General features: G+C 72.5%; 18 protein-coding genes. 14 read left to right on the top strand and 4 right to left on the bottom strand.

All coding sequences use genetic code 11. The annotated features are described in order from the left end of the window. The first annotated feature begins 50 nt into the window (after positions 1–50). The 8 genes from ACFVTC_RS16620 (at position 51) to ACFVTC_RS16655 (ending at position 11371) form a co-directional block, all read left to right on the top strand. Positions 51–2195, top strand: coding sequence for a hypothetical protein (locus tag ACFVTC_RS16620; RefSeq protein WP_390127484.1), 2145 nt, complete (start codon positions 51–53; stop codon positions 2193–2195). Positions 2196–2375: 180 nt separating this feature from the next. After that, on the top strand, positions 2376–3218 hold the full coding sequence (locus ACFVTC_RS16625) for a nitrilase-related carbon-nitrogen hydrolase (protein WP_390127486.1): 843 nt from the start codon (positions 2376–2378) through the stop codon (positions 3216–3218). Next, complete coding sequence (locus ACFVTC_RS16630) at positions 3161–4498, top strand: aspartate aminotransferase family protein (RefSeq protein ID WP_390127488.1); 1338 nt, start codon at positions 3161–3163, stop codon at positions 4496–4498. The genes ACFVTC_RS16625 and ACFVTC_RS16630 overlap by 58 nt, the downstream gene beginning before the upstream one ends. Positions 4499–4524: 26 nt before the next feature. Next, positions 4525–6084 carry a PucR family transcriptional regulator gene (locus ACFVTC_RS16635; protein ID WP_390127490.1) on the top strand — a complete coding sequence of 520 codons (1560 nt, stop codon included), beginning with the start codon at positions 4525–4527 and terminating at the stop codon, positions 6082–6084. Positions 6085–6229: 145 nt separating this feature from the next. Next, complete coding sequence (locus ACFVTC_RS16640) at positions 6230–7072, top strand: nitrilase-related carbon-nitrogen hydrolase (protein WP_390127492.1); 843 nt, start codon at positions 6230–6232, stop codon at positions 7070–7072. 148 nt (positions 7073–7220) lie between these two features. After that, complete coding sequence (gene hydA, locus ACFVTC_RS16645) at positions 7221–8621, top strand: dihydropyrimidinase (RefSeq protein WP_390127494.1); 1401 nt, start codon at positions 7221–7223, stop codon at positions 8619–8621. Positions 8622–8639: 18 nt separating this feature from the next. Then, the gene (locus ACFVTC_RS16650; protein ID WP_390127496.1) at positions 8640–9662 is read left to right on the top strand and encodes a TIGR03842 family LLM class F420-dependent oxidoreductase; all 1023 of its coding nucleotides are present in this window, start codon (positions 8640–8642) and stop codon (positions 9660–9662) included. A 182-nt stretch (positions 9663–9844) separates the two neighbouring features. After that, complete coding sequence (locus ACFVTC_RS16655; protein WP_390127497.1) at positions 9845–11371, top strand: NCS1 family nucleobase:cation symporter-1; 1527 nt, start codon at positions 9845–9847, stop codon at positions 11369–11371. Between the two features lie 25 nt (positions 11372–11396). Here the strand turns inward: ACFVTC_RS16655 and ACFVTC_RS16660 are convergent, their stop codons facing one another. The 3 genes from ACFVTC_RS16660 to ACFVTC_RS16670 all read right to left on the bottom strand — a co-directional run bounded on the left by ACFVTC_RS16660 (position 11397) and on the right by ACFVTC_RS16670 (position 14045). Further along, on the bottom strand, positions 11397–12068 hold the full coding sequence (locus tag ACFVTC_RS16660; protein WP_390127498.1) for a hypothetical protein: 672 nt from the start codon (positions 12066–12068) through the stop codon (positions 11397–11399). Positions 12069–12189: 121 nt separating this feature from the next. Continuing rightward, complete coding sequence (locus tag ACFVTC_RS16665) at positions 12190–13023, bottom strand: class I SAM-dependent methyltransferase (RefSeq protein WP_390127499.1); 834 nt, start codon at positions 13021–13023, stop codon at positions 12190–12192. Then, a complete protein-coding gene (locus ACFVTC_RS16670) occupies positions 13020–14045 on the bottom strand; it encodes a carboxymuconolactone decarboxylase family protein (RefSeq protein ID WP_390127501.1) in 1026 nt (341 codons plus the stop codon). Before ACFVTC_RS16670 ends, ACFVTC_RS16665 begins: the two co-directional genes overlap by 4 nt. A 211-nt stretch (positions 14046–14256) precedes the next feature. On the opposite strand from ACFVTC_RS16670, the gene ACFVTC_RS16675 reads away from it, so the two are divergent. Genes ACFVTC_RS16675 through ACFVTC_RS16685 form a run of 3 tightly spaced genes read left to right on the top strand, consistent with a single transcriptional unit; the run spans position 14257 to position 16633 of the window. After that, a complete protein-coding gene (locus tag ACFVTC_RS16675) occupies positions 14257–15369 on the top strand; it encodes a sensor histidine kinase (protein WP_390127503.1) in 1113 nt (370 codons plus the stop codon). Next, positions 15366–16058: a response regulator gene (locus tag ACFVTC_RS16680; RefSeq protein WP_390127505.1), complete on the top strand. Its 693-nt coding sequence runs from the start codon at positions 15366–15368 to the stop codon at positions 16056–16058. Before ACFVTC_RS16675 ends, ACFVTC_RS16680 begins: the two co-directional genes overlap by 4 nt. Then, on the top strand, positions 16055–16633 hold the full coding sequence (locus ACFVTC_RS16685) for a DUF4232 domain-containing protein (RefSeq protein ID WP_390127507.1): 579 nt from the start codon (positions 16055–16057) through the stop codon (positions 16631–16633). Before ACFVTC_RS16680 ends, ACFVTC_RS16685 begins: the two co-directional genes overlap by 4 nt. 112 nt (positions 16634–16745) lie before the next feature. On the opposite strand, the gene ACFVTC_RS16690 is transcribed toward ACFVTC_RS16685, so the two are convergent. After that, the gene (locus ACFVTC_RS16690; RefSeq protein WP_390127509.1) at positions 16746–17810 is read right to left on the bottom strand and encodes a biotin/lipoate A/B protein ligase family protein; all 1065 of its coding nucleotides are present in this window, start codon (positions 17808–17810) and stop codon (positions 16746–16748) included. A 175-nt stretch (positions 17811–17985) separates the two neighbouring features. Here ACFVTC_RS16690 and ACFVTC_RS16695 point away from each other — a divergent pair, with 175 nt between their 5' ends. The 3 genes from ACFVTC_RS16695 (at position 17986) to ACFVTC_RS16705 (ending at position 23185) form a co-directional block, all read left to right on the top strand. Continuing rightward, entirely contained in the window at positions 17986–19806 is a 1821-nt protein-coding gene (locus ACFVTC_RS16695; RefSeq protein ID WP_390127511.1) for a gamma-glutamyltransferase family protein, read from the top strand. A 154-nt stretch (positions 19807–19960) separates the two neighbouring features. After that, complete coding sequence (locus ACFVTC_RS16700) at positions 19961–20806, top strand: inositol monophosphatase family protein (protein ID WP_390127512.1); 846 nt, start codon at positions 19961–19963, stop codon at positions 20804–20806. A gap of 612 nt (positions 20807–21418) precedes the next feature. After that, positions 21419–23185, top strand: a complete 1767-nt coding sequence (locus ACFVTC_RS16705; protein ID WP_390127515.1) for an endonuclease/exonuclease/phosphatase family protein — start codon at positions 21419–21421, stop codon at positions 23183–23185. Positions 23186–23205: the final 20 nt, after the last annotated feature.

Below are 23205 nucleotides of genomic sequence, written 5' to 3' on the forward strand. Positions count from 1 at the left end.
GGGTGTTCGCTACCGGACCGGAGTACTTCGGTCGGGTGGGGAGTTGTGTGATGGCTTTGGATCAACTCCCCGGTGAGGTACGGGAGTTCGCCAGCTATCTGGACGGGTTGATGCGGCGGCTCGATCAGGGCGGCGGCTGGTGCGGGGTGTTCTGGCAGCGTGACCCCGACGGTATGCGGGCCTGCCTGGACGGCTGGGAGGTGCCGCCCTGGGACGTGGTCGAGGCGCTCCTGCAGGATCTCGGCGCGGAGTACGGCGGCGGGGCCGCGGAGCGGGAGGTCGGGCGGGCCCGTTCGCTGCACGGTGCCTCGCTCGCCGCGTTCGACGCCCGCCCCGGCGGGCGCGACGCGCTCGGTGACCGTCTCGACGTGATGCTCCGCGAACAGCGCTACGCGGCGGAACGCCGGACCGAGCTGAACCGGTCGCTGGCGGAGGCCGCCACACCGCGGGAGGCAGACGCGGTACGGCTGGACCTGGCCTGGGCCCGGGACGACCACGAACGGGCCACCGCCCGCTGCGCCGAACTCCGGCACCGTATGGAGACCCTCGACCGACGCGCCCTGCGGACCCACGCATCGGGCGCGCCCGGTTTTCCGGGGACCGCCGGGGGCGTAGGCCGTCCGGCGGACGGCAAGGTGCGCGGGAACCCTCCCGGCGAGCCGTGGGCCGAGAACACGTGGGCTGACGACATGGGCTCCCCGGACACGGGCTTCGAGGACATGGGCTCCCCGGACATGGGGGCCGAGGTCACGGGTTCCCAGGACATAGAGGCCGAGGCCGCGGAGGCGGCGGGTCGCCACCGTGCCGCCCTCCCCGGGCGGACGAGGAGCCGCTCGCCGCTCGCGGACGCCACCGCGTCCCCTCGATCCGAGACCGCCGATCCCGGCGCGTACGACCCGTCGGCCACCACTGCGGGGCCGGGCCCCCAAGCCTTCACCCGCACCGGTCCCGACACGTCGGACGGCCCGTCCGTCCCGAGCCGCTCCGCCGCCAGAGGGGACGGCGGCGCGGGGGGCGGAGGCCGCGCTCCTGTGCCCGGTCGTCCCGGGACGGACGCACAGGCGTTCGCGCCCGCCGGATCGGGTGCGGCCGGGAGCGGCCCCGCCCCCGGCGGGGCCGGCGTCCGAGGTGACGGCTCCACGCCGCCCCACCACGCTTCCGAGTCTTCCGTCCCCGCCGAACCGGACACGGGTGGCGGCGACTTCGAGACCGGTGGTCCCGGCGTCCGGGCCGGCACTCGCGCCGCCCGCCGCCCCGGATCCGGCGAGGCCACCGCGGATACCGGCGCCGCCGCGGGCGGCGACGGCTTCGGGCCCGGTACTCCCGCCCCCGGCACCGGGCGCGAGGCGTACGACCCCGAGGCCCGGCCGGAGGACGGCTCCGGCGCCGTACGGCCCCACGAGGAGCCCCGGCCACCGGCCGCGCGGTCCACGACCCCCGAGGCCGCCCCGGCCCCCAGGCGGCGCTCCAGGCGCCGCCCCCGGGGCAGCGCGCGGTTCGCCGGGATGATGGAGTCCGGCGCGGCCCCCGTGCCCGTCCCCGGGACGCCGGCGCCGCTGCCCGCCACCCGGGCCGCCCCGAACCGCCGCACACCCCGCGGCGCGCGTTTCGCCGGGGCCGCCGAGGAGCGGGCGGAGCCGGAGCCGCGGACGGAGCCCCTGGACGAGGACGCCCGGCGGGCCACCGCCGAGACGGTGCGGACACTGGTCCGGCTGCGCGCCGAAGGCCGCAGCGGCGAAGCGCACGCCGCACTCGTCGAGGCCGCGTACTGGCCCGCCGCCCGCTTCCCGCTGCTCGCCGCGGAGTTGCACGACGCGGGCCTCGACGCGGACTGGGCCACCCTGCTCTGGGAGGCCGCCTCGCTCCCCGCGGACCGGCTGGTCGCCGCGTCCGACGCCCTCTGCGCGGCCGGCCGTGCCACCGACGGACAGCAGATGCTGCGCCAGGGCGTCGCCCGCCCCGCACCGGAGATCGGGGCCGCCGTGCTCGGCCTCGCCGACGAGGGCCGACGGCGCGAGGTCCGGGCGCTGCTCGACGCCTACGTACGGGTCCGTACCCCCGAGGAGGCCGCCCGCAGCGCGGAGAACGATCCGGCGCGGCTCGTGCCGCTCCTGCTGGACGCCGCCCGGGAGGTCTCCGAACAACGCCACTGGGACCTGGTGCACGCCCTTCGAGTGGCCGGGTTCACCGCCTGAGTCACCCGGGCGGCCCACACCCCGGTCAGCCTCTCACCCACAGGGGTGTGAAACGTGATCGACTCAGCGGGTTAACCCCGATGGTCTTGGCAAGGCTGTCCAGGGGGCTTACTTTCGAGCCTCTACCGCCTTTGTCTACGGGCGTAGAGGCTCTCTGACGTCCCGTCGAAGGAGCAGCTCATGGCCAACGTCGTACGTGCCGCTCTGGTCCAGGCGACCTGGACCGGCGACACCGCATCCATGGTCGCCAAGCACGAGGAGCACGCCCGCGAGGCGGCCCGGCAGGGCGCGAAGGTGATCGGCTTCCAGGAAGTCTTCAACGCCCCCTATTTCTGCCAGGTCCAGGAGCCCGAGCACTACCGCTGGGCCGAACCCGTGCCCGACGGGCCCACCGTGACCCGCATGCGGGAACTCGCCCGTGAGACCGGCATGGTCATCGTCGTGCCCGTCTTCGAGGTCGAGCAGTCCGGCTTCTACTTCAACACCGCCGCCGTGATCGACGCCGACGGCACCTTCCTGGGCAAGTACCGCAAGCACCACATCCCCCAGGTCAAGGGTTTCTGGGAGAAGTACTACTTCAAACCGGGCAACCTCGGCTGGCCCGTCTTCGACACCGCGGTCGGCCGGATCGGCGTCTACATCTGCTACGACCGCCACTTCCCCGAGGGCTGGCGGCAACTCGGCCTGAACGGCGCGCAGCTCGTCTACAACCCCTCCGCCACCTCCCGCGGCCTCTCCGCCTACCTCTGGCAGCTGGAACAGCCCGCCGCGGCCGTCGCCAACGAGTACTTCATCGCCGCGATCAACCGGGTCGGACAGGAGGAGTACGGGGACAACGACTTCTACGGGACCTCGTACTTCGTCGACCCGCGCGGACAGTTCGTGGGGGAGACCGCCGACGACAAGACCGAGGAACTCGTCGTCCGGGACCTCGACTTCGGCCTGATCGACGAGGTGCGTCAGCAATGGGCGTTCTACCGCGACCGCCGTCCCGACGCGTACGAGGGGCTGGTGCGGCCGTGAGCGACCTGTACGCACGGCACAAGGCGGTACTGCCCGACTGGCTCGCCCTCTACTACCAGGACCCGCTGGAGATCACCCACGGCGAGGGCCGCCACGTCTGGGACGCCGACGGCAACAAGTACCTGGACTTCTTCGGCGGCATCCTGACGACGATGACCGCGCACGCGCTGCCCGAGGTGACCAAGGCCGTCAGCGAGCAGGCCGGGCGGATCATCCACTCCTCCACGCTCTACCTCAACCGGCCGATGGTCGAACTCGCCGAGCGCATCGCCCAGTTGTCGGGCATCCCGGACGCCCGTGTCTTCTTCACCACCTCCGGCACCGAGGCCAATGACACGGCCCTGCTGCTCGCCACCGCCCACCGGCGCAGCAACCAGATCCTGGCGATGCGCAACAGCTACCACGGCCGGTCCTTCAGCGCGGTCGGCATCACCGGCAACAAGGGCTGGTCGCCGACCTCGCTGTCGCCGCTGCAGACGCTGTACGTCCACGGCGGAGTCCGCACCCGCGGTCCCTACGCCGGCCTGTCCGACGCCGAGTTCATCGCCGCCTGCGTCGCGGACCTCAGGGACCTGCTCGGCCACGTCCGGCCGCCCGCGGCCCTGATCGCCGAACCCGTCCAGGGCGTCGGCGGTTTCACGATCCCGCCCGACGGTCTGTACGCGGCCTTCCGCGAGGTCCTCGACGAGCACGGCATCCTCTGGATCGCGGACGAGGTGCAGACCGGCTGGGGCCGCACCGGCGAGCACTTCTGGGGCTGGCAGGCGCACGACGCCGCGGGCCCGCCGGACATGCTGACCTTCGCCAAGGGCATCGGCAACGGCATGTCCATCGGCGGTGTCGTCGCCCGTGCCGAGATCATGAACTGCCTGGACTCCAACTCCATCTCGACCTTCGGCGGCTCACCGGTCACGATGGCGGCGGGGCTGGCGAACCTCACCTACCTTCTCGAACACGACCTCCAGGGCAACGCCCGGCGCGTCGGCGGGCTGCTCATCGAGCGCCTGCGGGCGATCGCCGCACAGGTCGACGGCGTACGGGAGGTCCGCGGCCGCGGACTGATGATCGGCGTCGAACTGGTGAAGCCCGGCACCGACGAGGCGCATCCCGAGGGTGCCGCCGCCGTGCTCGAGGCGGCCCGCGAGGAAGGCATGCTGATCGGCAAGGGCGGCGGTCACGACACCAGCGTGCTGCGCATCGCGCCGCCCCTGTCCCTCACCGTCGCCGAGGCGGAGGAGGGCGCGGCGATCCTCGATCGCGCGCTGAGGTGCACCCGGTAAGAGAACCTGAGCAAGGGAACGTCGCCATGACCACCGCCCCGGACACCGTCCTGTCGGTACGCCAGGTCCTCACCCTGGAACGGGTGCTCGCCGGAGAGCCCGAGGTGGTGGCGGGCGCGGGCCACCTCGACCGGCCCGTGCGCTGGGTGCACGTCGCGGAGGCCGCCGACGTGGGTGTGATGCTCAGCGGCGGCGAAATGGTGCTCACCACCGGCGTGCTGCTGGCCGGCGACCCGGACGCGCAGGCCGAGTACATCCGTTCGCTGCACCGCGCGGAGGCCGCGGCCGTCGTCCTCGGACTCGGCCGGGCCTTCCCCGCGCCGCCGGACGTGATGCGCCGGGCCGCCGAGCGGTGCGGGCTGCCCATGGTCGTACTGCACCGCCCCTTCCCCTTCGCCGAGTTGACGGAGGAAGTGCAGTCCCGGCTGGTCAGCATCAAGTTCGCGGCCGTGAGTCTGTCCGAGGCGGTACGCACCGCGCTCACCGGCCTCATCACCTCGGGCGCCCCCATGCAGCGGATCCTCGACGAGATCGCGGGCCACGCGGCCTGCCCCGTCGTCGTCACCAACCTCGCCCACCGGGTCCTCGCCACCGCGGGGGAGCGGTCCGCGGTGGACGACGTGCTGCGCGACTGGGAGCGCATCGCCCGGCAGGCGGGCGGCAGCGAGGGCGACGGGTGGATCCGGGCGGAGCTGGGCGGCCGGGGCGAGCGCTGGGGCCGCATCGTGCTGTGCGGTCACCGCGGCGACGCGGTGACCGGGCGGCTGCTCGCCGACCGGGCCGCCGAGGCCCTGGTCCTGCACCGGATGCTCGCCGGCTCCACGCACACCTGGGAGGAGGAGTCCGCGCAGAGTCTGCTCACCGACCTCGTGAGCGGGGTCGTACCGGCGCGGCAGCTGCTCCCGCGAGCGCGCGCGGCGGGGCTTCCCGTGAACCGGCGGTCGTTCGTGCCGCTGGCCGTCCGGGACGGCGACCCGGCCCAACTGGACCGTGTGCTCAGGCTGCTGGGCCTGTCCGGACTCGTCGCCGAACTCGCCGACGGGGCCACCGCCGTGCTGCTGAGCCTCGCCCGGGACCAGGACGCCGAGGCGCTGGCCGCGCACTTCGCCGTCCGGCTGCGCCACGAGACCGGCGCCCCCGCGACCGTGGCGGCCGCCTCCGCCCGTCACGCCTGGGACGACGTCCCCGGCGGCCTGCGAGAGGCCCTGCACGTCGCCGAGGCCGCCGCCGACACTCCGGTCGGCCAGGAGGACCACCCGGTGCTCGTACGGCTGCGTGACGTCCATCTGCGCGGTCTGGTGCGGCTGCTCAGGGACGACCCGCACGTCCAGTCCTTCGCCGAACGGGAGCTGGACGGGCTGCTGTGCGGGGCCGACGCGGAGTCGGAGCTGTTGCCCGTGCTGCGGACGTATCTCGCGACCGGCCGCAACAAGTCCCGTACCGCGCAGCTCCACCACGTCAGCAGGCCCGCGCTCTACCGCCGACTGGAGGCGATAGAGGCGCGCCTCGCCGTCGACCTCGACGACTTCGAACAGGCGGCCTCCGTACACATCGCGCTGCTCGCGCACGACGCCCAACAACGATGAAACACCGGATGACTCAGGTGAAACATGCGACGACGCGGGGGTGACACCGTGGAACGGCAGCGCACCTCAGACGTGACACGGTGCACCTCAAAGCCGCCCGCCGGGCTTTCTAGGCTCCTCGCACACCGAGCGACCGGAGGTCCCGATGAGCAGAGTGATCCGCGCCGCCGTCTTCCAGACCGCCTGGACCGGCGACAAGGAGTCGATGATCCAGGTCCACGAGCAGGCGGCCCGCGACGCCGCCGCGCAGGGCGCACAGGTCCTGTGTTTCCAGGAGCTCTTCTACGGGCCCTACTTCTGCCAGGTCCAGGACAAGGCGTTCTACGAGTACGCCGAGCAGATCCCCGAGGGCCCGATCGTCCGGCGCTTCCAGGCGCTCGCCGAGGAACTGGGCCTCGTCCTCGTCCTGCCGATGTACGAGGAGGAGCAGCCCGGGGTCCTGTACAACACCGCGGCGGTGATCGACGCCGACGGTTCCTACCTGGGCAAGTACCGCAAGACCCACATCCCGCAGGTGGCGGGGTTCTGGGAGAAGTTCTACTTCCGGCCGGGCAACTCCGGCTGGCCGGTCTTCGACACCGCCGTCGGCAGGATCGGCGTCTACATCTGCTACGACCGGCACTTCCCGGAGGGCTGGCGCGCACTGGGCCTCGCGGGCGCCGAGATCGTCTTCAACCCCTCGGCCACCTCGCGCGGGCTCTCCGGCTACCTGTGGCAGCTGGAGCAGCCGGCCGCGGCCGTCGCCAACGAGTACTTCGTGGGCGCGATCAACCGGGTGGGGGTCGAGGAGTACGGCGACAACGACTTCTACGGGACGAGCTACTTCGTCGACCCGGAGGCCCAGTTCGTCGGCGAGGTGGCGAGCGACAAGGAGAGCGAACTCGTCGTCCGCGACCTGGACATGGCCAGACTCCGCGAGGTGCGCGACCGGTGGCAGTTCTACCGGGACCGCGCCCCGGGCGCGTACGGGCCGCTGACGGCTCCCTGACGGACGGTCCCCGGTGGGCCCGGCCGGCGGGGGCCGGGCCCACGGGCCCTCCTTCCCATCGGGCCTCCCCGGAGGAAACAGCGTTGACCTCAGCTTCTGACAGCTTCGGAATTCCCCCAGTGCACGCACGACCGGAAGGAGAGGGAGCATGAGCCGTACCGTCATCCGTGGTGGCCTCGTCGTCACCGCGTCCGACGAGATGCACGCCGACGTCCTGATCGAGGACGGCCGGGTCGTCGCGCTCGCCGCGACGGGCACCCCGACGGCCGAGTCGTGGACGGCCGAGCGGACCGTCGACGCCGCCGGGAAGTACGTCATCCCGGGTGGCGTCGACGCCCACACCCACATGGAGCTGCCGTTCGGCGGCACCTTCGCCTCCGACACCTTCGAGACGGGCACCAGGGCGGCGGCCTGGGGTGGCACCACCACCATCGTCGACTTCGCGGTGCAGAGCGTCGGCCACTCGCTGCGTGAGGGCCTCGACGCCTGGAACGCCAAGGCCGACGGCCAGTGCGCCATCGACTACGCCTTCCACATGATCGTCTCGGACGTCAACCAGGACACGCTGAAGGAGATGGACCTGCTGGTCCAGGAGGGCGTCACCTCCTTCAAGCAGTTCATGGCCTACCCCGGCGTCTTCTACAGCGACGACGGCCAGATCCTGCGCGCCATGCAGCGCTCCGCCGAGAACGGCGGCCTGATCATGATGCACGCCGAGAACGGCATCGCGATCGACGTGCTCGTCGAGCAGGCGCTGGCCAGGGGGGAGACCGACCCGCGCTTCCACGGCGAGGTCCGCAAGGCGCTCCTGGAGGCCGAGGCCACCCACCGCGCCATCAGGCTCGCGCAGGTCGCGGGGGCGCCGCTGTACGTCGTGCACGTCTCGGCGCAGGAGGCGGTCGCCGAGATCGCACGGGCGCGTGACGAGGGCCTGAACGTCTTCGGCGAGACCTGCCCGCAGTACCTGTTCCTGTCGACCGACAACCTCGCGGAGCCGGACTTCGAGGGCTCGAAGTACGTGTGCAGCACGCCTCTTCGGCCCGAGGAGCACCAGGCCGCCCTGTGGCGGGGCCTGCGCACCAACGACCTCCAGGTGGTGTCGACCGACCACTGCCCCTTCTGCTTCGTGGGCCAGAAGGAGCTCGGCCGGGGCGACTTCTCGAAGATCCCCAACGGCCTGCCGGGCGTGGAGAACCGCATGGACCTGCTGCACCAGGCCGTCGTCGACGGGCACATCTCGCGCCGCCGCTGGATCGAGATCGCCTGCGCGACCCCGGCCCGGATGTTCGGTCTGTACCCGAAGAAGGGCACCATCGCGCCGGGCGCCGACGCCGACATCGTCATCTACGACCCGCACGCCGAGCAGGTCATGTCCGTCGAGACGCACCACATGAACGTCGACTACTCGGCGTACGAGGGCAAGCGTGTCACCGGCCGGGTCGAGACCGTGCTCTCGCGCGGCGAACCGGTGATCACCGAGCGGGAGTTCACCGGACGCGCCGGACACGGCGTCTACACCCCCCGCTCCACCTGTCAGTACCTTCTCTGAGAGCCTAGGAGTGGCGCCATGGACTTCGGACTCGTCCTGCAGACCGACCCCCCGGCCTCCCGCGTCATCGAGCTGATGAAGCGGGCCGAGGGCAACGGCTTCACGTACGGCTGGACCTTCGACTCCGCCGTGCTGTGGCAGGAACCCTTCGTGATCTACAGTCAGATCCTCGCCCATACCGAGAGGTTGACCGTCGGGCCGATGGTCACCAATCCGGGCACCCGTACCTGGGAGGTGACCGCCTCCACCTTCGCGACGCTCAACGACATGTACGGCAACCGCACCGTGTGCGGCATCGGACGGGGCGACTCGGCGATGCGCGTCGCCGGACGCAAGCCGAACACGCTCGCCCGGATCAGCGGCGCGATGAAGGTCATCCGGGCGCTCGGCCGCGGCGAGGAGGCCGACCTCGGCGGCACGGTCGTCAAGTTCCCCTGGGTCAGGCCCGGTGCCGAACTCCCGGTGTGGATGGCCGCGTACGGCCCCAAGGCACTGAAGATGACCGGCGAGGAGGCCGACGGCTTCATCCTCCAGCTCGCCGACCTCTATCTCACCGAGTACATGGTCAAGGCGGTGAAGACCGCGGCGGCAGCGGCGGGCCGGGACCCGTCCGAGGTCACGATCTGTGTGGCCGCGCCGGCCTACGTCACCGAGGACGACTCGACGGAGGCGATCGCCCACGCCCGTGAGCAGTGCCGCTGGTTCGGCGGCATGGTCGGCAACCACGTAGCCGACCTCGTCTCCAAGTACGGCGAGCACTCCGCCGCCGTGCCCGAGGAACTCACCGACTACATCAAGGCCCGCGAGGGGTACGACTACTCCCACCACGGACGCAGCGGCAACCCCGACACCACGTTCGTCCCCGACGAGATCGTCGACCGGTTCTGTCTGATCGGCACCGCCGAGCAGCACGTCGAGAAGCTGAACGCGCTGCGCGAGCTGGGTGTCGACCAGTTCGCCCTGTACGACATGCACGACGCGCAGGAGGCCACCATCGACGCCTACGGGTCGAAGGTCATTCCGGCCGTCAACGGCCGATGACCATCTGAACGACTCCTGAGATCAGGGCCGTTGAGGCCATTCGCCACTCGCCTCGCCCGCACCGCCCCCTAGTACTCCCCTTCCCGCCGTCCCGGGAAGGGGGCCAGGGCGCTCTCTTCGCGCACCCCCCATGACGCCACCCGCACGGCCTTTCCGTCACTCCTCACTTGATTGGCCTGCCCATGCCCGAGACCGTCCCCACCGACAGCCCGCCAACCACCCAGGTCACACTCGCCGACGGCCGGGTGGAGATCGCCCCCGACACTCCGGCGCCCAGCGGTCCCTACGCCAACGAGGACCTGCTGCCGGTCCCGGTCGCCAAGCGGACCTGGACCACGTACAACTTCTCGGCGCTCTGGGTCGGCATGGCCCACAACACCGCCTCCTGGACCCTGGCCTCCGGTCTGATCGCCGTGGGCATGGACTGGAAACAGGCCGTGTTCACCATCGCGCTGGCCAACCTGATCGTGCTGGTCCCGATGCTGCTCACCGGGCACGCCGGACCCAAGTACGGCATCCCCTTCCCGGTCTTCGCCCGCGCCTCCTTCGGGGTTCGCGGCGCCAACCTCCCCGCCGTCGTACGGGCGTTGGTGGCCTGCGGATGGTTCGGCATCCAGACCTGGATCGGCGGCGAGGCGATCTACTTCCTCGCCGGGAAGCTCTTCGGGGACAGCTGGGCGAACGCCTCGCACATCGGCGGCTACGCGTGGACGATGTGGCTGTCCTTCGTGATCTTCTGGGTGCTGCAGGTCGCGATCATCTACCGGGGCATGGAGACGATCCGCCGCTTCGAGAACTGGGCGGCGCCCTTCGTGCTCGTCGGCGCCGGCGTCATGCTGTGGTGGATGAGCAGCAAGGCGGGCGGCTTCGGCCCGTTGCTCGACCAGCCGTCCAAGCTCGGCTGGGGCGGCGGCTTCTGGAAGCTGTTCTGGCCCTCGCTCATGGGCATGATCGGCTTCTGGTCCACCCTGTCCCTGAACATCCCCGACTTCACCCGGTACGGCAAGAGCCAGAAGGCGCAGACCTGGGGCCAGGCGCTCGGTCTGCCCACCACGATGACGCTCTTCGCCTTCCTGTCCGTCATGGTCACCTCGGGATCGCAGGCCGTGTACGGCGAGGCGATCTGGGACCCGGTCAAGCTGGCCGCCAAGACGGACAACGTCGCCGGCATCGTCTACGCGCTGGTCACCGTGCTGGTCGCGACCCTGTCCGTGAACATCGCGGCCAACCTGGTCTCCCCAGCCTTCGACTTCTCCAACATCGCGCCCAGGAGGATCAGTTTCCGGGCCGGCGCCATGACCACCTGCGTCCTCGGTGTGCTGATCTTCCCCTGGAGGCTCTACTCCGACCCGCAGGGCTACATCTTCACCTGGCTCGGCCTGGTCGGCGGTCTGCTGGGCACGGTCGCCGGCATCCTCATCGCCGACTACTGGATCCTGCGCCGCACCAGGCTCGACCTCGCCGACCTGTACCGCGCCGGCGGACGTTACTGGTACGACGGCGGCTGGAACTGGCGGGCCGTCGTCGCCTTCGTCACCGGCGGTGTCCTGGCCGTCGGCGGCGCCGACTTCCACCCGCTGATCGACGGGCGGCCCATCCCGGCGCTGTCGTCGCTCGCCGACTACGGCTGGGCGGTGGGCCTGGGCACGTCGCTGGTGCTGTACACGGGCCTGATGCTGCTGCGGTGCCGGCCGGAGTCCGACGCCTGACACACGACCGCGCGAGGGAGGACGGTCAGCTCTTGCGGCCGTTCTCCAGCGTGGCCACCACTTCCTTGGCGGCCTTGATGGCGCCCTTGTTGATCTCGTCGGTGCCGGGCGCCTTCTTCGTCTCGAAGTCGCTTCCGTTGTAGGTGACGGCCACCAGCGCGTTGGACACGCGGGCGATCACCACACCCTCGCGGGTCTGCTGCTTGTCCTCGGTGGTGAGGTTCACGACGGAGTAGCCCCCGTCACCGAGGCCGGGCACCGCGCCCCCGCCGCTCTTCTTCGTGACGCGCTCCTGGTAGGACTTCTGGGCCGCCGCGTCCGAGCTCATGATCTCGTAGGACACGTCGAGCCAGCGGTAGTCGAACCCCTTGAGCGCGTTCCAGGAGCAGGTGCGGCGTACGGACTTGTCCGTCGAGGCGATCTCCTGGCCGGCCGTCTTGGTACCCGGGACCAGGGACGTGATCGTCTTCGTCGTGACGCTGGTGCACGGCGCGGGCGCGGCCGTGTACGTCTTCACGGCCGCCGTCGTCGAGGGCTGGGTGGGACTCCCCGAGTCCTGGGCCGAATTGTGCTCGGGTCCGGTCGGAGTCGCGGGCGCCGGAGACGAACCGGACGACATGACCCAGCCCGTGCAGGCGAGCACGGCGACCGGCAGCAGGCGCGCGGTGAGGGCGAGCGGCAGAGGAAGTGAACGCACGACGCACTTCTCGTGGGGGACGGTGCGGAGGAGTCCGCACTGCGGACGGGACGACAGTGTCACATGACTCTCCGTGGGGCGGAAGGGCGAACTCGCTCCGTACCTGTGCGGTGACTGCGGTTCACGGCCGGACGCCGGGACTCCGCTCCGCCGTCACCAGCCACACCGCCGCCCGCAACCGCACACCACGATCCGTCGCATAAGGGCGCAAAGTGTCCTCCAGGGCTTTGCGGGTGACGGTGCCGACCACCCGTCCGGGCGTACGCGAGAGGATGAAGCCGACGGCGTCGGCCGCGTCCCGTCCCCACACCGTCTCCGTGCCGACCGACGTCACACTCACCTTCTCCCAGCCCTCCAGCACCTCACGGATCCGGGCCGGGTCGGACAGCGAGGCCATCGCGGTCTGCGCCGCCACGGTGTGGGCGTCCGGCGCGTCGAGGAGCCTCGCGAAGAGACTCAGGGCGCGCGACTCCTCCAGATGCGGGCCGGCGGGCTGCGGACAGACGAACGCGAGGCGCCCTCCCGGGCGCAGCGCCCGTCCCAGGTTCCGGAACGCGGCCGCGTGGTCGGCGAAGAACATCACCCCACCCCGGCTGATCACCACGTCGTATCCGGCGGCCGGGAAGCGGTGGGTCTGGGCGTCACCGAGTTCGTACGCGACGTTCGTGACGCCCGCCGCGGCGGTGGCCGCCCGTGCCCGGTCCAGCAGGGGCGCCGAGATGTCGACACCGACCGCGTGTCCGTGCGCGGCCAGCCGGCCCGCGGTCCTGGTCGTCGCGCCGGCCCCGCAGCCGACGTCCAGGACACGGTCGCCCGCGGCGATCGCGGCACCCGCGAAGAGCGCGTCGTCGAGACCCGACACGAGGGCGTCGTAGCGGGCGTGGTGGGTGGCCCAGTGGCTGCCGAGAGGACCGTTCCACACCTGCGCCTGAACGGAGTTGGCGATCAGCGTCATGAGGGCTCCTTCGCCGTGCGCACGGGCAGCGCGCTCTCGATCCGGTCGACGGCGGCGAACGCGCCGTACGCGACGAGACGCACCAGACAGGCGTCGGTACGGTCGGGGGTGCGCCAGGCCGCCACGTCCTCCTCCGTGATCCGGTAGGGGGCGAGCGCCGCCAGGAGTGCCAGGCGGGCCCCGGGGCGGTCGCGGCCCGGAAGCCCGTCCCACGCGAGCGGCGGATGCGCGCCGTCCCAGGCGCCGAGCGTCTCCCGCAGGAGGATCCGGTCGTCGGCGTCGAGGAGTCCCTCACCCTCGCCGGCGGCGGCACGCAGCGCGGCGTAGGCGGGGCCGACCGTGGTCGCGCGCGCCCAGTCCGGTCCGGGACCCGCGTGGTCGAGGAGGGCCAGACCGGCACCGTCGAGGAGGGTCAGACCGGCACCGGGGGCGGGGTGACGGCGCACCGTCCTGGACAGGGACCGCCCGCCCAGGCTCCGTACGGCCCGGAACCGCTGCACGTTGCCCGGCAGCAACCGCTCGGTCAGCAGCGCCGACACCACACGGTTGATGAAGTGGAAGGCGAGGGCCGTGCCGATGTAGGCGGGTGCGTGCGCGGCGGGGAAGGGGTACGGGGTCAGCTCCGGAGACCCGGGGGTCCGGGTCGCCCTGCCCCATGCCAGCACCCGCGCGTGGTCCTCGTCGGCGGGCCGCTCACCACGCGCCACCCGCTCCGCGAGCGCGTGGTCGCCCGTCGCGTGCAGCAGCATTTTGTGCGCGTCCACGCAGAACGGACACCGATTGGCCTCGGACACCCCGAGCGCCGCGAGTTCCTTCCCGGTCCTGCCGCCGTCGCCCGCGATCAGCGACTCACGCATCAGCGCCCACGCGGAGGCCATGATCCCAGGGGCGGAGGACAGCACGACGAAGGTGGGCGCCCGCATGATGCCGAAGTCCCTGGCGAGCTGGGTGTAGACGGCGCGCACGGGCCCGGCGGCGGACGCGGGCTCCGGCGGAGTGGTGTGACGGAAGGGACTGGACACGGGGTTCCTCCTGGCGGGTGATGCGGTGCGCCGACGGCCACCGACACGGCAACCCTGGTCCACAGGGGGGTGCGCGGGCGTCGTACGGCCGAAGGCACTCCGGGCTACCCCACCCGGTCCGGGCGCGGCCCGGCCTACTCCGCCGGGAGTAGGCCGCGCCCCCTCCACAGGTCTGACGCGGGCGGCCGAACAGCCGTCTATCGTGCGGGACATGACGCTGGACCCGGCCGCCCGCCGACAGCTCGCCGACACCGCCCTCGCGATCGTCGTCGGCGCCCTCGTCATGACCGCGGCCGCCTTCGACGAAGGCACCACCCCGGCCGACCACGTCCTGATCGCCCTCGCCTCCCTGTCCCTCGCGGCCTACCGCCGCGCACCCCGCGAGGTCCTCGCGGTCAGTACGGCCACCACGACGGCGTACGTGGTGCACGCACATCCCGGGCCCCTCGCGGCCCTGCCCGTCCTGGCCGCCGTCCACACGGCCGCGCGCGCCGGCCACCGCGGTGCGGCCGCGCTCGCGAGTGCCGCGTTCCTGGCCGGGTTCGTCGCGACGGGCCCCACCCGGCAGGAGATCGTCGAGCGAACCCTGCTGCTGGCGGGCTGGTTCCTGTGCGCCCTGGTGACGGGCCTCGCCGACCGCAACTGGCAGGCGTATCTGCGCCAGACCGAACAGCGCGCCCTGGAGGCGGAACGCACCCGGGAAGAAGCCGCCCTGCGCCGGGCCGGCGAGGAACGGCTGCGGATCGCCCGCGAGTTGCACGACTCGCTCACCCACAGCATCTCGATCGTCAAGCTCCAGGCCGGTGTCGCCGTCCACCTCGCCCGCAAACGCGGCGAGGAGGTGCCGCCCGCGCTCCTCGCCATCCAGGCGGCGGGCGGCGAGGCGATGCGCGAACTGCGCTCGACGCTCGAGGTGTTGCGCACCGACGAGCCGACCGGCACCCCCGCGCTGCTCGTGGAGCGGGCCCGCGCCGCGGGCCTCGCCGTCGAGCTGTCGGTCAGGGGCGACGAACGGCCGTTGACGGCGACGGTGGACCGCGCCGCCTACCGCATCGTCCAGGAGGCGCTGACCAACGCCGCCCGCCACGCGGGCCCGGCCGAGGTGACCGTCCGGCTCGACTACTCGGCGGCCGAGCTGGCGATCACCGTGGACGACGACGGTGGCGCCGACCCGTCCCGCCCGCCCACGCCCGGCATCGGCCTCACCGGGATGCGGGAACGCGTCACGGCTCTCGGCGGCACCCTGCGCGCCGCCCCGCGCGTCGGGGGTGGCTTCTCCGTCCAGGCCCGACTGCCCCTGGGAGCAACGGAGGACGTGGCGTGATCAGGGTCGCGCTCGTCGACGACCAGGCACTCATGCGCGCCGGATTCCGCGCCCTGCTGGACGCCGAGGACGACCTCGAGGTGGTGGGCGAGGCCGCCGACGGGCAGCAGGGACTCGCGCTGGTGCGGGCCCAACGGCCGGACGTCGCCCTCGTCGACGTACAGATGCCCGTGATGTCGGGCATCGAGGCGACCCGGCGGATCGCCGCGGACCCGGAGTTGTCCGGCGTGCGCGTCCTCATCCTCACCAACTACGGCCTGGACGAGTACGTCTTCGAGGCGCTGCGCGCCGGGGCGAGCGGTTTCCTGCTCAAGGACACCGAGCCCGCCGACCTCCTCCAGGCCATCGAGGTCGTCGCGCGCGGAGAGGCACTGCTGTCCCCGTCCGTGACCCGCACGCTGATCGGCGAGTTCGTGGCCCGGCCCCCGGACCGGGCCACCGCGCCGGGCCTGGAGTGCCTCACCCGCCGCGAACGCGAGGTCACCGCGCTCGCCGCGCGGGGCCTCACCAACGAGGAGATCGCCGCACACATGGTCGTCAGCCCGTTCACGGCCAAGACGCACATCAGCCGCGCCATGACCAAACTGGGCGCCCGTGACCGGGCCCAACTGGTCGTGTTCGCCTACGAGTCGGGACTGGTGACGGCCAGAGGCGGCACTCAGTGGCGGCGTGCGAAGATCGGCGAATGACCGTGCCGTGCCCGAGACCGTCGTGTCCGAGACCCCTCCGCAGCGCCGTCCTCGCCGGCGCGCTGGCGCTCGCCGTGAGCGGTTGCGGCTTCTTCACCGAGCCCGAGCACCGGCCCGCGCCCGGCCCCTCGCCCGCCGTCGCGGTCCCGCGGGCCGGCGACTGCCCGCCGGCCGGTGTCCGCGTCGACGCCGGCAGCGTCGACGGGGCCATGGGGCTGCGGGCGATGAGCCTCACCCTCACCAACTGTTCCGGGCGGCCGTACCGGGTGAACGGGTACCCCTCCGTCCGCGTCCTCGACGAGAAGGGCGCCCCGCTCACCGGCGTGCGGACCGTCCGGGGCACCGACAAGGTCCCCATGGCCCCGGAGGACCCGGGGGCCGAGCCGTTCACCCTGGCCCCGGGCGAGAGCGCGCGGGCGGCCCTGTACTGGCGGATGGCGGCCGAGAACGGCACCTACCTCCGGGTCGTCCCGCAGAAGGGACGCGCCGCCGTGGACGTACGGCCACCGGAGACACTCGACATCGGACCCGAGAACACCCTCGGCACGACGGCGTGGGCGGCCTCGCCGTCCTGACGGCCGGCCTGCGGACCGCCGCCCCTGCGGACCGCCGCCCGTCCTGACGCCACCCGGGCGCGGTGGCCTGCCGGCTGCCCCGCGCCCCGCCGCATGATCCGAACGACAGGCCCTACGGGACCCGCGCCGTCCACTCGGCCGACCCGAACTTCGAGCGTGCCAACTCCTCGGCGCGGGCCAGCTCGGCGGGTGTCACCCCGCCGTCCCTGAGCCCGTAGCGGCCGCGGAAGGAGTCGATCATCCGCCCGATGACCTCCTCGCGCGCGAGCCCGGTCTGCCGGCGCAGCGGATCGACCCGCTTCTTCGCGCTCCCGATGCCCTTGTCGGAGAGCTTCTCCCGGCCGATGCGCAGCACTTCGAGCATCTTGTCGGCGTCGATGTCGTACGACATGGTCACGTGGTGGAGCACGGCACCGGCGCCGCCGCCCGGACCCAATACCCGCTTCTGGGCGGCTCCCGCGATCTTCCCCTGCTCCGTCGCGATGTCGTTCAGGGGCTGGTACCAGGCCCTGATCCCCATGTCCGCCAGCGCACCGAGCACCCAGTCGTCGAGATAGGCGTAGCTGTCCTGGAAGGACAGGCCCTGGACGAGCGCCTCCGGGACCGAGAGCGAGTAGGTGATGGTGTTGCCCGGCTCCACGAACATCGCACCACCGCCGGAGATCCGGCGCACCACCTCGATGCCGTGCCGTGCGGCGCCCTCGGCGTCGACCTCGTTGCGCAGCGACTGGAAACTGCCGATGATCACCGACGGGGCTCCCCACTCCCACACGCGCAGCGTCGGCGCGCGGCGGCCGGCCGCCACCTCCGCGGTCAGCACCTCGTCCAGCGCCATGTGCAGCGCGGGGGACTGCGGCCCCTCGTGGATCAGCTGCCAGTCGTAGTCCGTCCAGTCGGTGGCGTGCGCGAGCGCCCTGCGCACCGCGATCCCGATGCCCTCCGAGGTCAGGCCGTACATGACCGTGCCCGCCGGCAGAGCGGCGTCGACACGGGCCGCCAGGCCCGCCGTGTCGGTGTCGGCGGGGGCGCCCTCCAGCGCGCCGTTCACGGCGTCCAGCGCCTCGTCCGGTTCGAGGAAGAAATCGCCCGCCACGCGCGCGTGGCGCAGCGTCCCGTCCTCGACGTCCAGGTCCACCACGACGAGCTTGCCGCCGGGGATCTTGTACTCACCGTGCACCGATCCGCCTCCGTTCGTTCCACCGGCACCAACGCCGACCTGCGGTGATTGATTCCGGTCGGGCAGCGCGCGGTGCCTGGCTCCGCCAGGGGACGGGGCGCCCTGACCTCCGGGGGACGGCGAGTGCCATAGTCGGGCCCGAGGTTGATCGCTCCGCACAGCGAGGTGACACAGCATGTTCACGACCCGACCGACCCTCCAGGGCACCTTCGGCATGGTGTCCTCCACCCACTGGCTCGCCTCGCAGTCCGCCATGGCCGTCCTGGAGGACGGCGGCAACGCGTTCGACGCCGCCGTCGCCGCGGGTTTCGTCCTGCACGTCGTCGAGCCGCACCTCAACGGACCCGCTGGAGAGGTCCCGATCATCCTCGCCCCGGCGGGCGGCGCCATACGGGTGCTGTGCGGGCAGGGCGGGGCACCCGCCGGGGCGACGATCGCGCACTACAGGGGACTCGGTCTGGATCTCGTACCCGGCACCGGCCCGCTCGCCGCGGCCGTCCCCGGCGCCTTCGACGCGTGGATGCTGCTCCTGCGCGACCACGGCACGAAGTCGCTCGCCGACGTCCTGAAGTACGCCATCGGATACGCCGAGGACGGGCACGCGCCCGTGGAGCGTGTCGGCGAGACGGTGGAGGCCGTCCGTGAGCTGTTCGAGACGGAGTGGACCTCGTCCGCGGAGGTGTACCTGCCGGGCGGGACGGCACCGCGACCCGGTGAGCTCTTCCGCAATCCCGCGCTCGCCGCCACCTGGCGGCGGCTGCTCGCCGAAGTGTCCGCGGCGCAGGGCCGGGAGGCCGAGATCGACGCGGCGCGGGAGGTCTGGCGCACGGGATTCATCGCCGAGGCCCTGGTGCGCCAGGCCGGACGGCCCACCATGGACACCAGCGGTGAGCGCCACGCCGGCACCCTGACGGCCACCGACCTCGCCTCCTGGTCCGCGACGTACGAGGCACCGGCGACGTACGACTGGCGGGGCTGGACCCTGTGCAAGGCGGGCCCCTGGAGTCAGGGCCCGGTCCTCCTGCAGCAGCTCGCCCTGCTCCCGCCGGAACTCCCGCCGCACGGCTCCGCCGACTACGTCCACCTGCTCGTCGAGGGCTGCAAACTCGCCATGGCCGACCGGGAGGCCTGGTACGGGGACGCGGCCGAGGTGCCGCTCGACGCGCTGCTGTCGGTCGCGTACAACACGGCCCGCCGCGCCCTCATCGGCGACGGGGCCTCGTACGAGCTGCGCCCCGGCGCTCCCGGCGGGCGCACTCCGAGGATGAGCCACCACGCCCGGCGGGCGGCCTGCGGGGAGCCCGGCTTCGACGCGCCGGCCGTACCCGGCGCGGGCGAACCCACCGTGGCGAGGGCGCCCGCCGAACCCGAGGTGGCACCGGACGGCTCCACCCGCGGCGACACCTGCCACCTCGACGTCGTGGACCGCTGGGGCAACATGGTCGCGGCCACCCCCAGCGGGGGCTGGCTCCAGTCGAACCCGGTCGTCCCCGGACTGGGCTTCCCGCTCGGCACCCGGCTCCAGATGGCCTGGCTGGAGGAGGGGCTGCCCAACTCCCTGACGCCCGGCCGCCGTCCGCGCACCACCCTGACGCCGTCGCTGGCGCTGCGCGACGGGGTGCCGGTCATGGCGTTCGGCACTCCGGGCGGCGACCAGCAGGACCAGTGGCAGACCCACTTCTTCCTGGCCGTGGCCCTGCGCGACGAAGTACGCGGCGGGCTCGACCTCCAGGGCGCGATCGACGCGCCGAACTGGCACAACGACAGCTTCCCCGGCTCCTTCTACCCGCGCGGCATGCGCCCCGGCAGCCTCACCGTCGAGTCCCGCACCGACCCCGCCGTCGTCACGGAACTGCGTCGCCGAGGCCACGACGTGCAGGTGTCCGACGCATGGTCGGAGGGCCGGCTGTGCGCGGTCGCCCGGGACCCCCGCACCGGGGTGCTGTCCGCCGCGGCGAATCCGCGGGGGATGCAGGGGTACGCGGTCGGACGCTGAGCCGGGGGCCGGGTCCGGTGGCCAGGGGCCGAGGACCGCGGGCTCCGGTCCGAACCTCCCGGCCCCGGCCCGGCGCCCCGCGAATTCACCCCGAATCCACCTGAAGTGCACCGGACGGGTAGGGATTGTCAGTGACGCGTGCTGTCATGGAGCCATGATCGGACACACCGAAACCATCGACGAGTTTCTCGCCCACCGCACAGCCGATGTCGAAGAAGCGGTCCGCCACGCGGCCGCCGCCGAGATCATGCCCCGCTTCAGGCAGCTCGCCGCGCACGAGATCGACCAGAAGAGCGGCCCGCACGACCTCGTCACGGACGCCGACCGCAAGGCCGAGGAGTACCTCACCGCAACGCTCCCCAAGCTGCTGCCCGGCTCGATCGTGGTCGGCGAGGAGGCGGTCCACGCCGACCCGGCGACGTACGACGCGATCCAGGGCGCGGCACCGGTCTGGATCGTCGACCCGGTCGACGGCACCCGCCAGTTCGTCCGCGGCGAGTCCGGTTTCTGCACGCTCGTCGCCCTCACGCTGGGCGGTGTCGTCCACGCGTCCTGGACCTACGCACCGGCCCGTGGCCGGCTCGCCGTCGCCCTCCGCGGCCGGGGTGCCCACCTCGACGGACAGCCGCTGCGCTCCGGCTCGCCCGCGCCCGGCCGTGACCTGGAGATAGCCACCTCGCACCCCGACTACACGACGGACGAGCAGAAGCGAGCGCTCCTCGGCCTGAACACCGAGGGCGTCCGGCCCCGCCCGTGCGGCTCGGCCGGCCTGGAGTACCTGGCCGTCGCCCGCGGGGAGCTGGACGCGACGGCCTTCTCCTGGGAGGCGGCCTGGGACCACGCGGCGGGTCTGTTGCTGGTCGAGGAGGCGGGCGGCACCCATCTGACCCTGACGGGTGAGCCGTTCCGCGTCACCGGCGGCAACGCGCTGCCGTTCACGGCGGCCCGGGACGAGGCGACGGCCCACCGGGTGCGGGGACTGCTGGCAGCCGGAGCCTGACCGGGAGGGGCGCGGTGCCCCGTGCGACCCGCGAGGCTTCGCCGTCCGGTGGGACGAACCCGCCGACGCCGGCCGAGGCGACGACGTTCATCCGGACGGGCACGGGCGGCGGTCGGCGACCTCGCGCGATCGCGCCGGTCCGGGGGCACCGCCGCCGACGGCGCCAGGTACGCAGTCGAGTGCGAGGCGCCGCGGGACGTCGCCCTCAGGGCGGCGGTGGAGAACACCGTCCGGGGCCTGCGCGCCCTCCCCGCACGTGTGCTCGCTCGGCCCTTGGCTGTGCACAGCGGAGGTGTGACCCGGTGAAGGGCGCGACGTGTCGTATCCCTTCGGGCGCTGGAGTGAAACAACGCGGACCCGGCGGGCTCCGCGGGTTGCGCAGGCGGTTGAAAGTCTCGGAAGGCCCAGGTCAGCGGCCATTGTTGGCCGGATCCGGGCCTTTCGGCCCGCGCGGGAAAATCCCAGAGTTCCGTCTTCCTCCCAGGCGGAGGCAATCTCTCGTTCACGGGGCCGTCGCCGGGGGACGGCTTGCTATGGAGCGAAGTTATCTAGACAACTTTGCTCCCCTGGGTGTCGCCGCGGCGGTATCCGGGGCGGAGAGGACCCAACACCGTGTCATCCCTCTCACAGGCCGCCGCGTCCGGGAACAGCATCGCGATCGGCTCCCCGACGCCCCCGCCGCGCGGTACCGAACTGGCCCTCACCTGGGCGACGGACGCCCCCGACCCCAAGAACTGGATCGGCGTCTACCCCGCCGACCGGCTGCCCGCCAGCGGCAGCAGCTCGCTCGTTTGGGCCTACGTGCCCGGCGCGTCCGGGCAGACCACCCTCGACACCTCCGGTCTGAGCGGTGGGCCGTACATCGTGTATCTGCTGGCCAAGGACGGCTACGGCGTCCTCGCCAGGACGGAGCCGTTCAGCTTCACGGGAGCCTCCGTCGGCAACTCCGTCAAGCTGACGACGCCGGCCCCCCACGAAGGCGACAAGGTCTCCTTCCACTGGACGACGGACACACCCGACCCGAAGAACTGGATCGGGGTGTACGACGGCGACCGGCAGCCGGGCCACGGCTCCTCCCTCGCCTGGGAGTACACCCCGGCCGCCACCGGTGACATCACCCTCGACACCTCCGGCCTGAGCGGCGGCCCGTACACCGCCTATCTGCTGGCCAAGGACGGCTACGGCATCCTCGCCGAGACCGCCGCGTTCAGTTTCGCCGTGCGCCCCGTGATCCCGCGCCCGCACGCGGTCGTGGACGCCGTCACCACCGAGCCGCAGACCGCGGGCGAGGACTTCTCGGTGAAGCTGGGCGGTCTGTGGATCAGGCCCGAGGGCAACAGCGCGGGGAGCGCGACCTTCAAGCGGGTCGGCGGCGACTCCTGGCTTTCGGTCGCCGCGGACGGCACGGTCAGCGGCCGGGCCCCGCGCACAGCGCCGCGCAGACCCGGCCGAGTGGTGGCCGCCGTCACCGACAGCGCCGTCGGCGGTGACACCGTCACCGTCCAGGTGCCTGTGCGCTCCCCCCGGGAGCGGCTCCGCCTGAAGGTGGCCACGCTGAACCTCTGGGACGCAGGCACCCACGTCGACGGCTTCCTGGAGAAGCAGCTGCGGCTGGTCCTCACCCAGGGCCTGGACGTGGTGGCGCTCCAGGAATGCGGTGACAAGGCGGCCGAGGACCTCGCCGGGGCGCTCGGCCGGCACGTGTACCGGGCCGGCGGCCTCGGCATCGTGAGCCGTTACCCGCTCAGTGACGTCGTCGCCCCTACCGCGGCCCTCCCGGCCGCCGCAGCGACGCTGCACCTGCCCGGCGACCGCACGGTACGCCTGTGGACGGCGCAGTTGGACGAAGCCGACTACGGGCCGTACGCGCTGTCGGCGGGCCGGACGCCCGCACAGGTCGAGGCGGCGGAGAAGGAGACGGTCCGCTACCGGCAGGTACAGGCGCTGGTGGCCGCCCTGCGGCCGGAACTCGCCTCCCACACCCCCGTCGTGCTGGCGGCCGGCCTCGCCTCGCCTTCCCACCGCGACTGGACGAACCGGACCACGTCCGCGCACGGGGGAGTGGGCCGGGTCCGCTGGCCCGTCACCGAGGCGCTGGAGAAGGCGGGCCTCGTCGACGCCTACCGCGACGCCCACGCCCGCCCGGAGAAGGCGCCCGGCATCACCTGGTCCCCCGTCAGGCCGCGGCACGAGGGCGGTGACGGGGCGGAACCGCAGGACCGGATCGACCAGATCCAGTACGCGGGGCGGCTCAAGGTCCTCGAGGCACACAGCCTGTTCACCGGCTGGCCCCGGCCGGTGCCGGACGCCGCCGCCAACGGCTGGCCCTCCGACCACGCCGCCGCCGTCGTCACCTTCTCCCTGTCCGCCCGCGGCTGACCGCGAACGATCCGAAGGAC

Source organism: Streptomyces sp. NPDC057950, assembly GCF_042887295.1.
GTDB lineage: Bacteria > Actinomycetota > Actinomycetes > Streptomycetales > Streptomycetaceae > Streptomyces > Streptomyces kaempferi.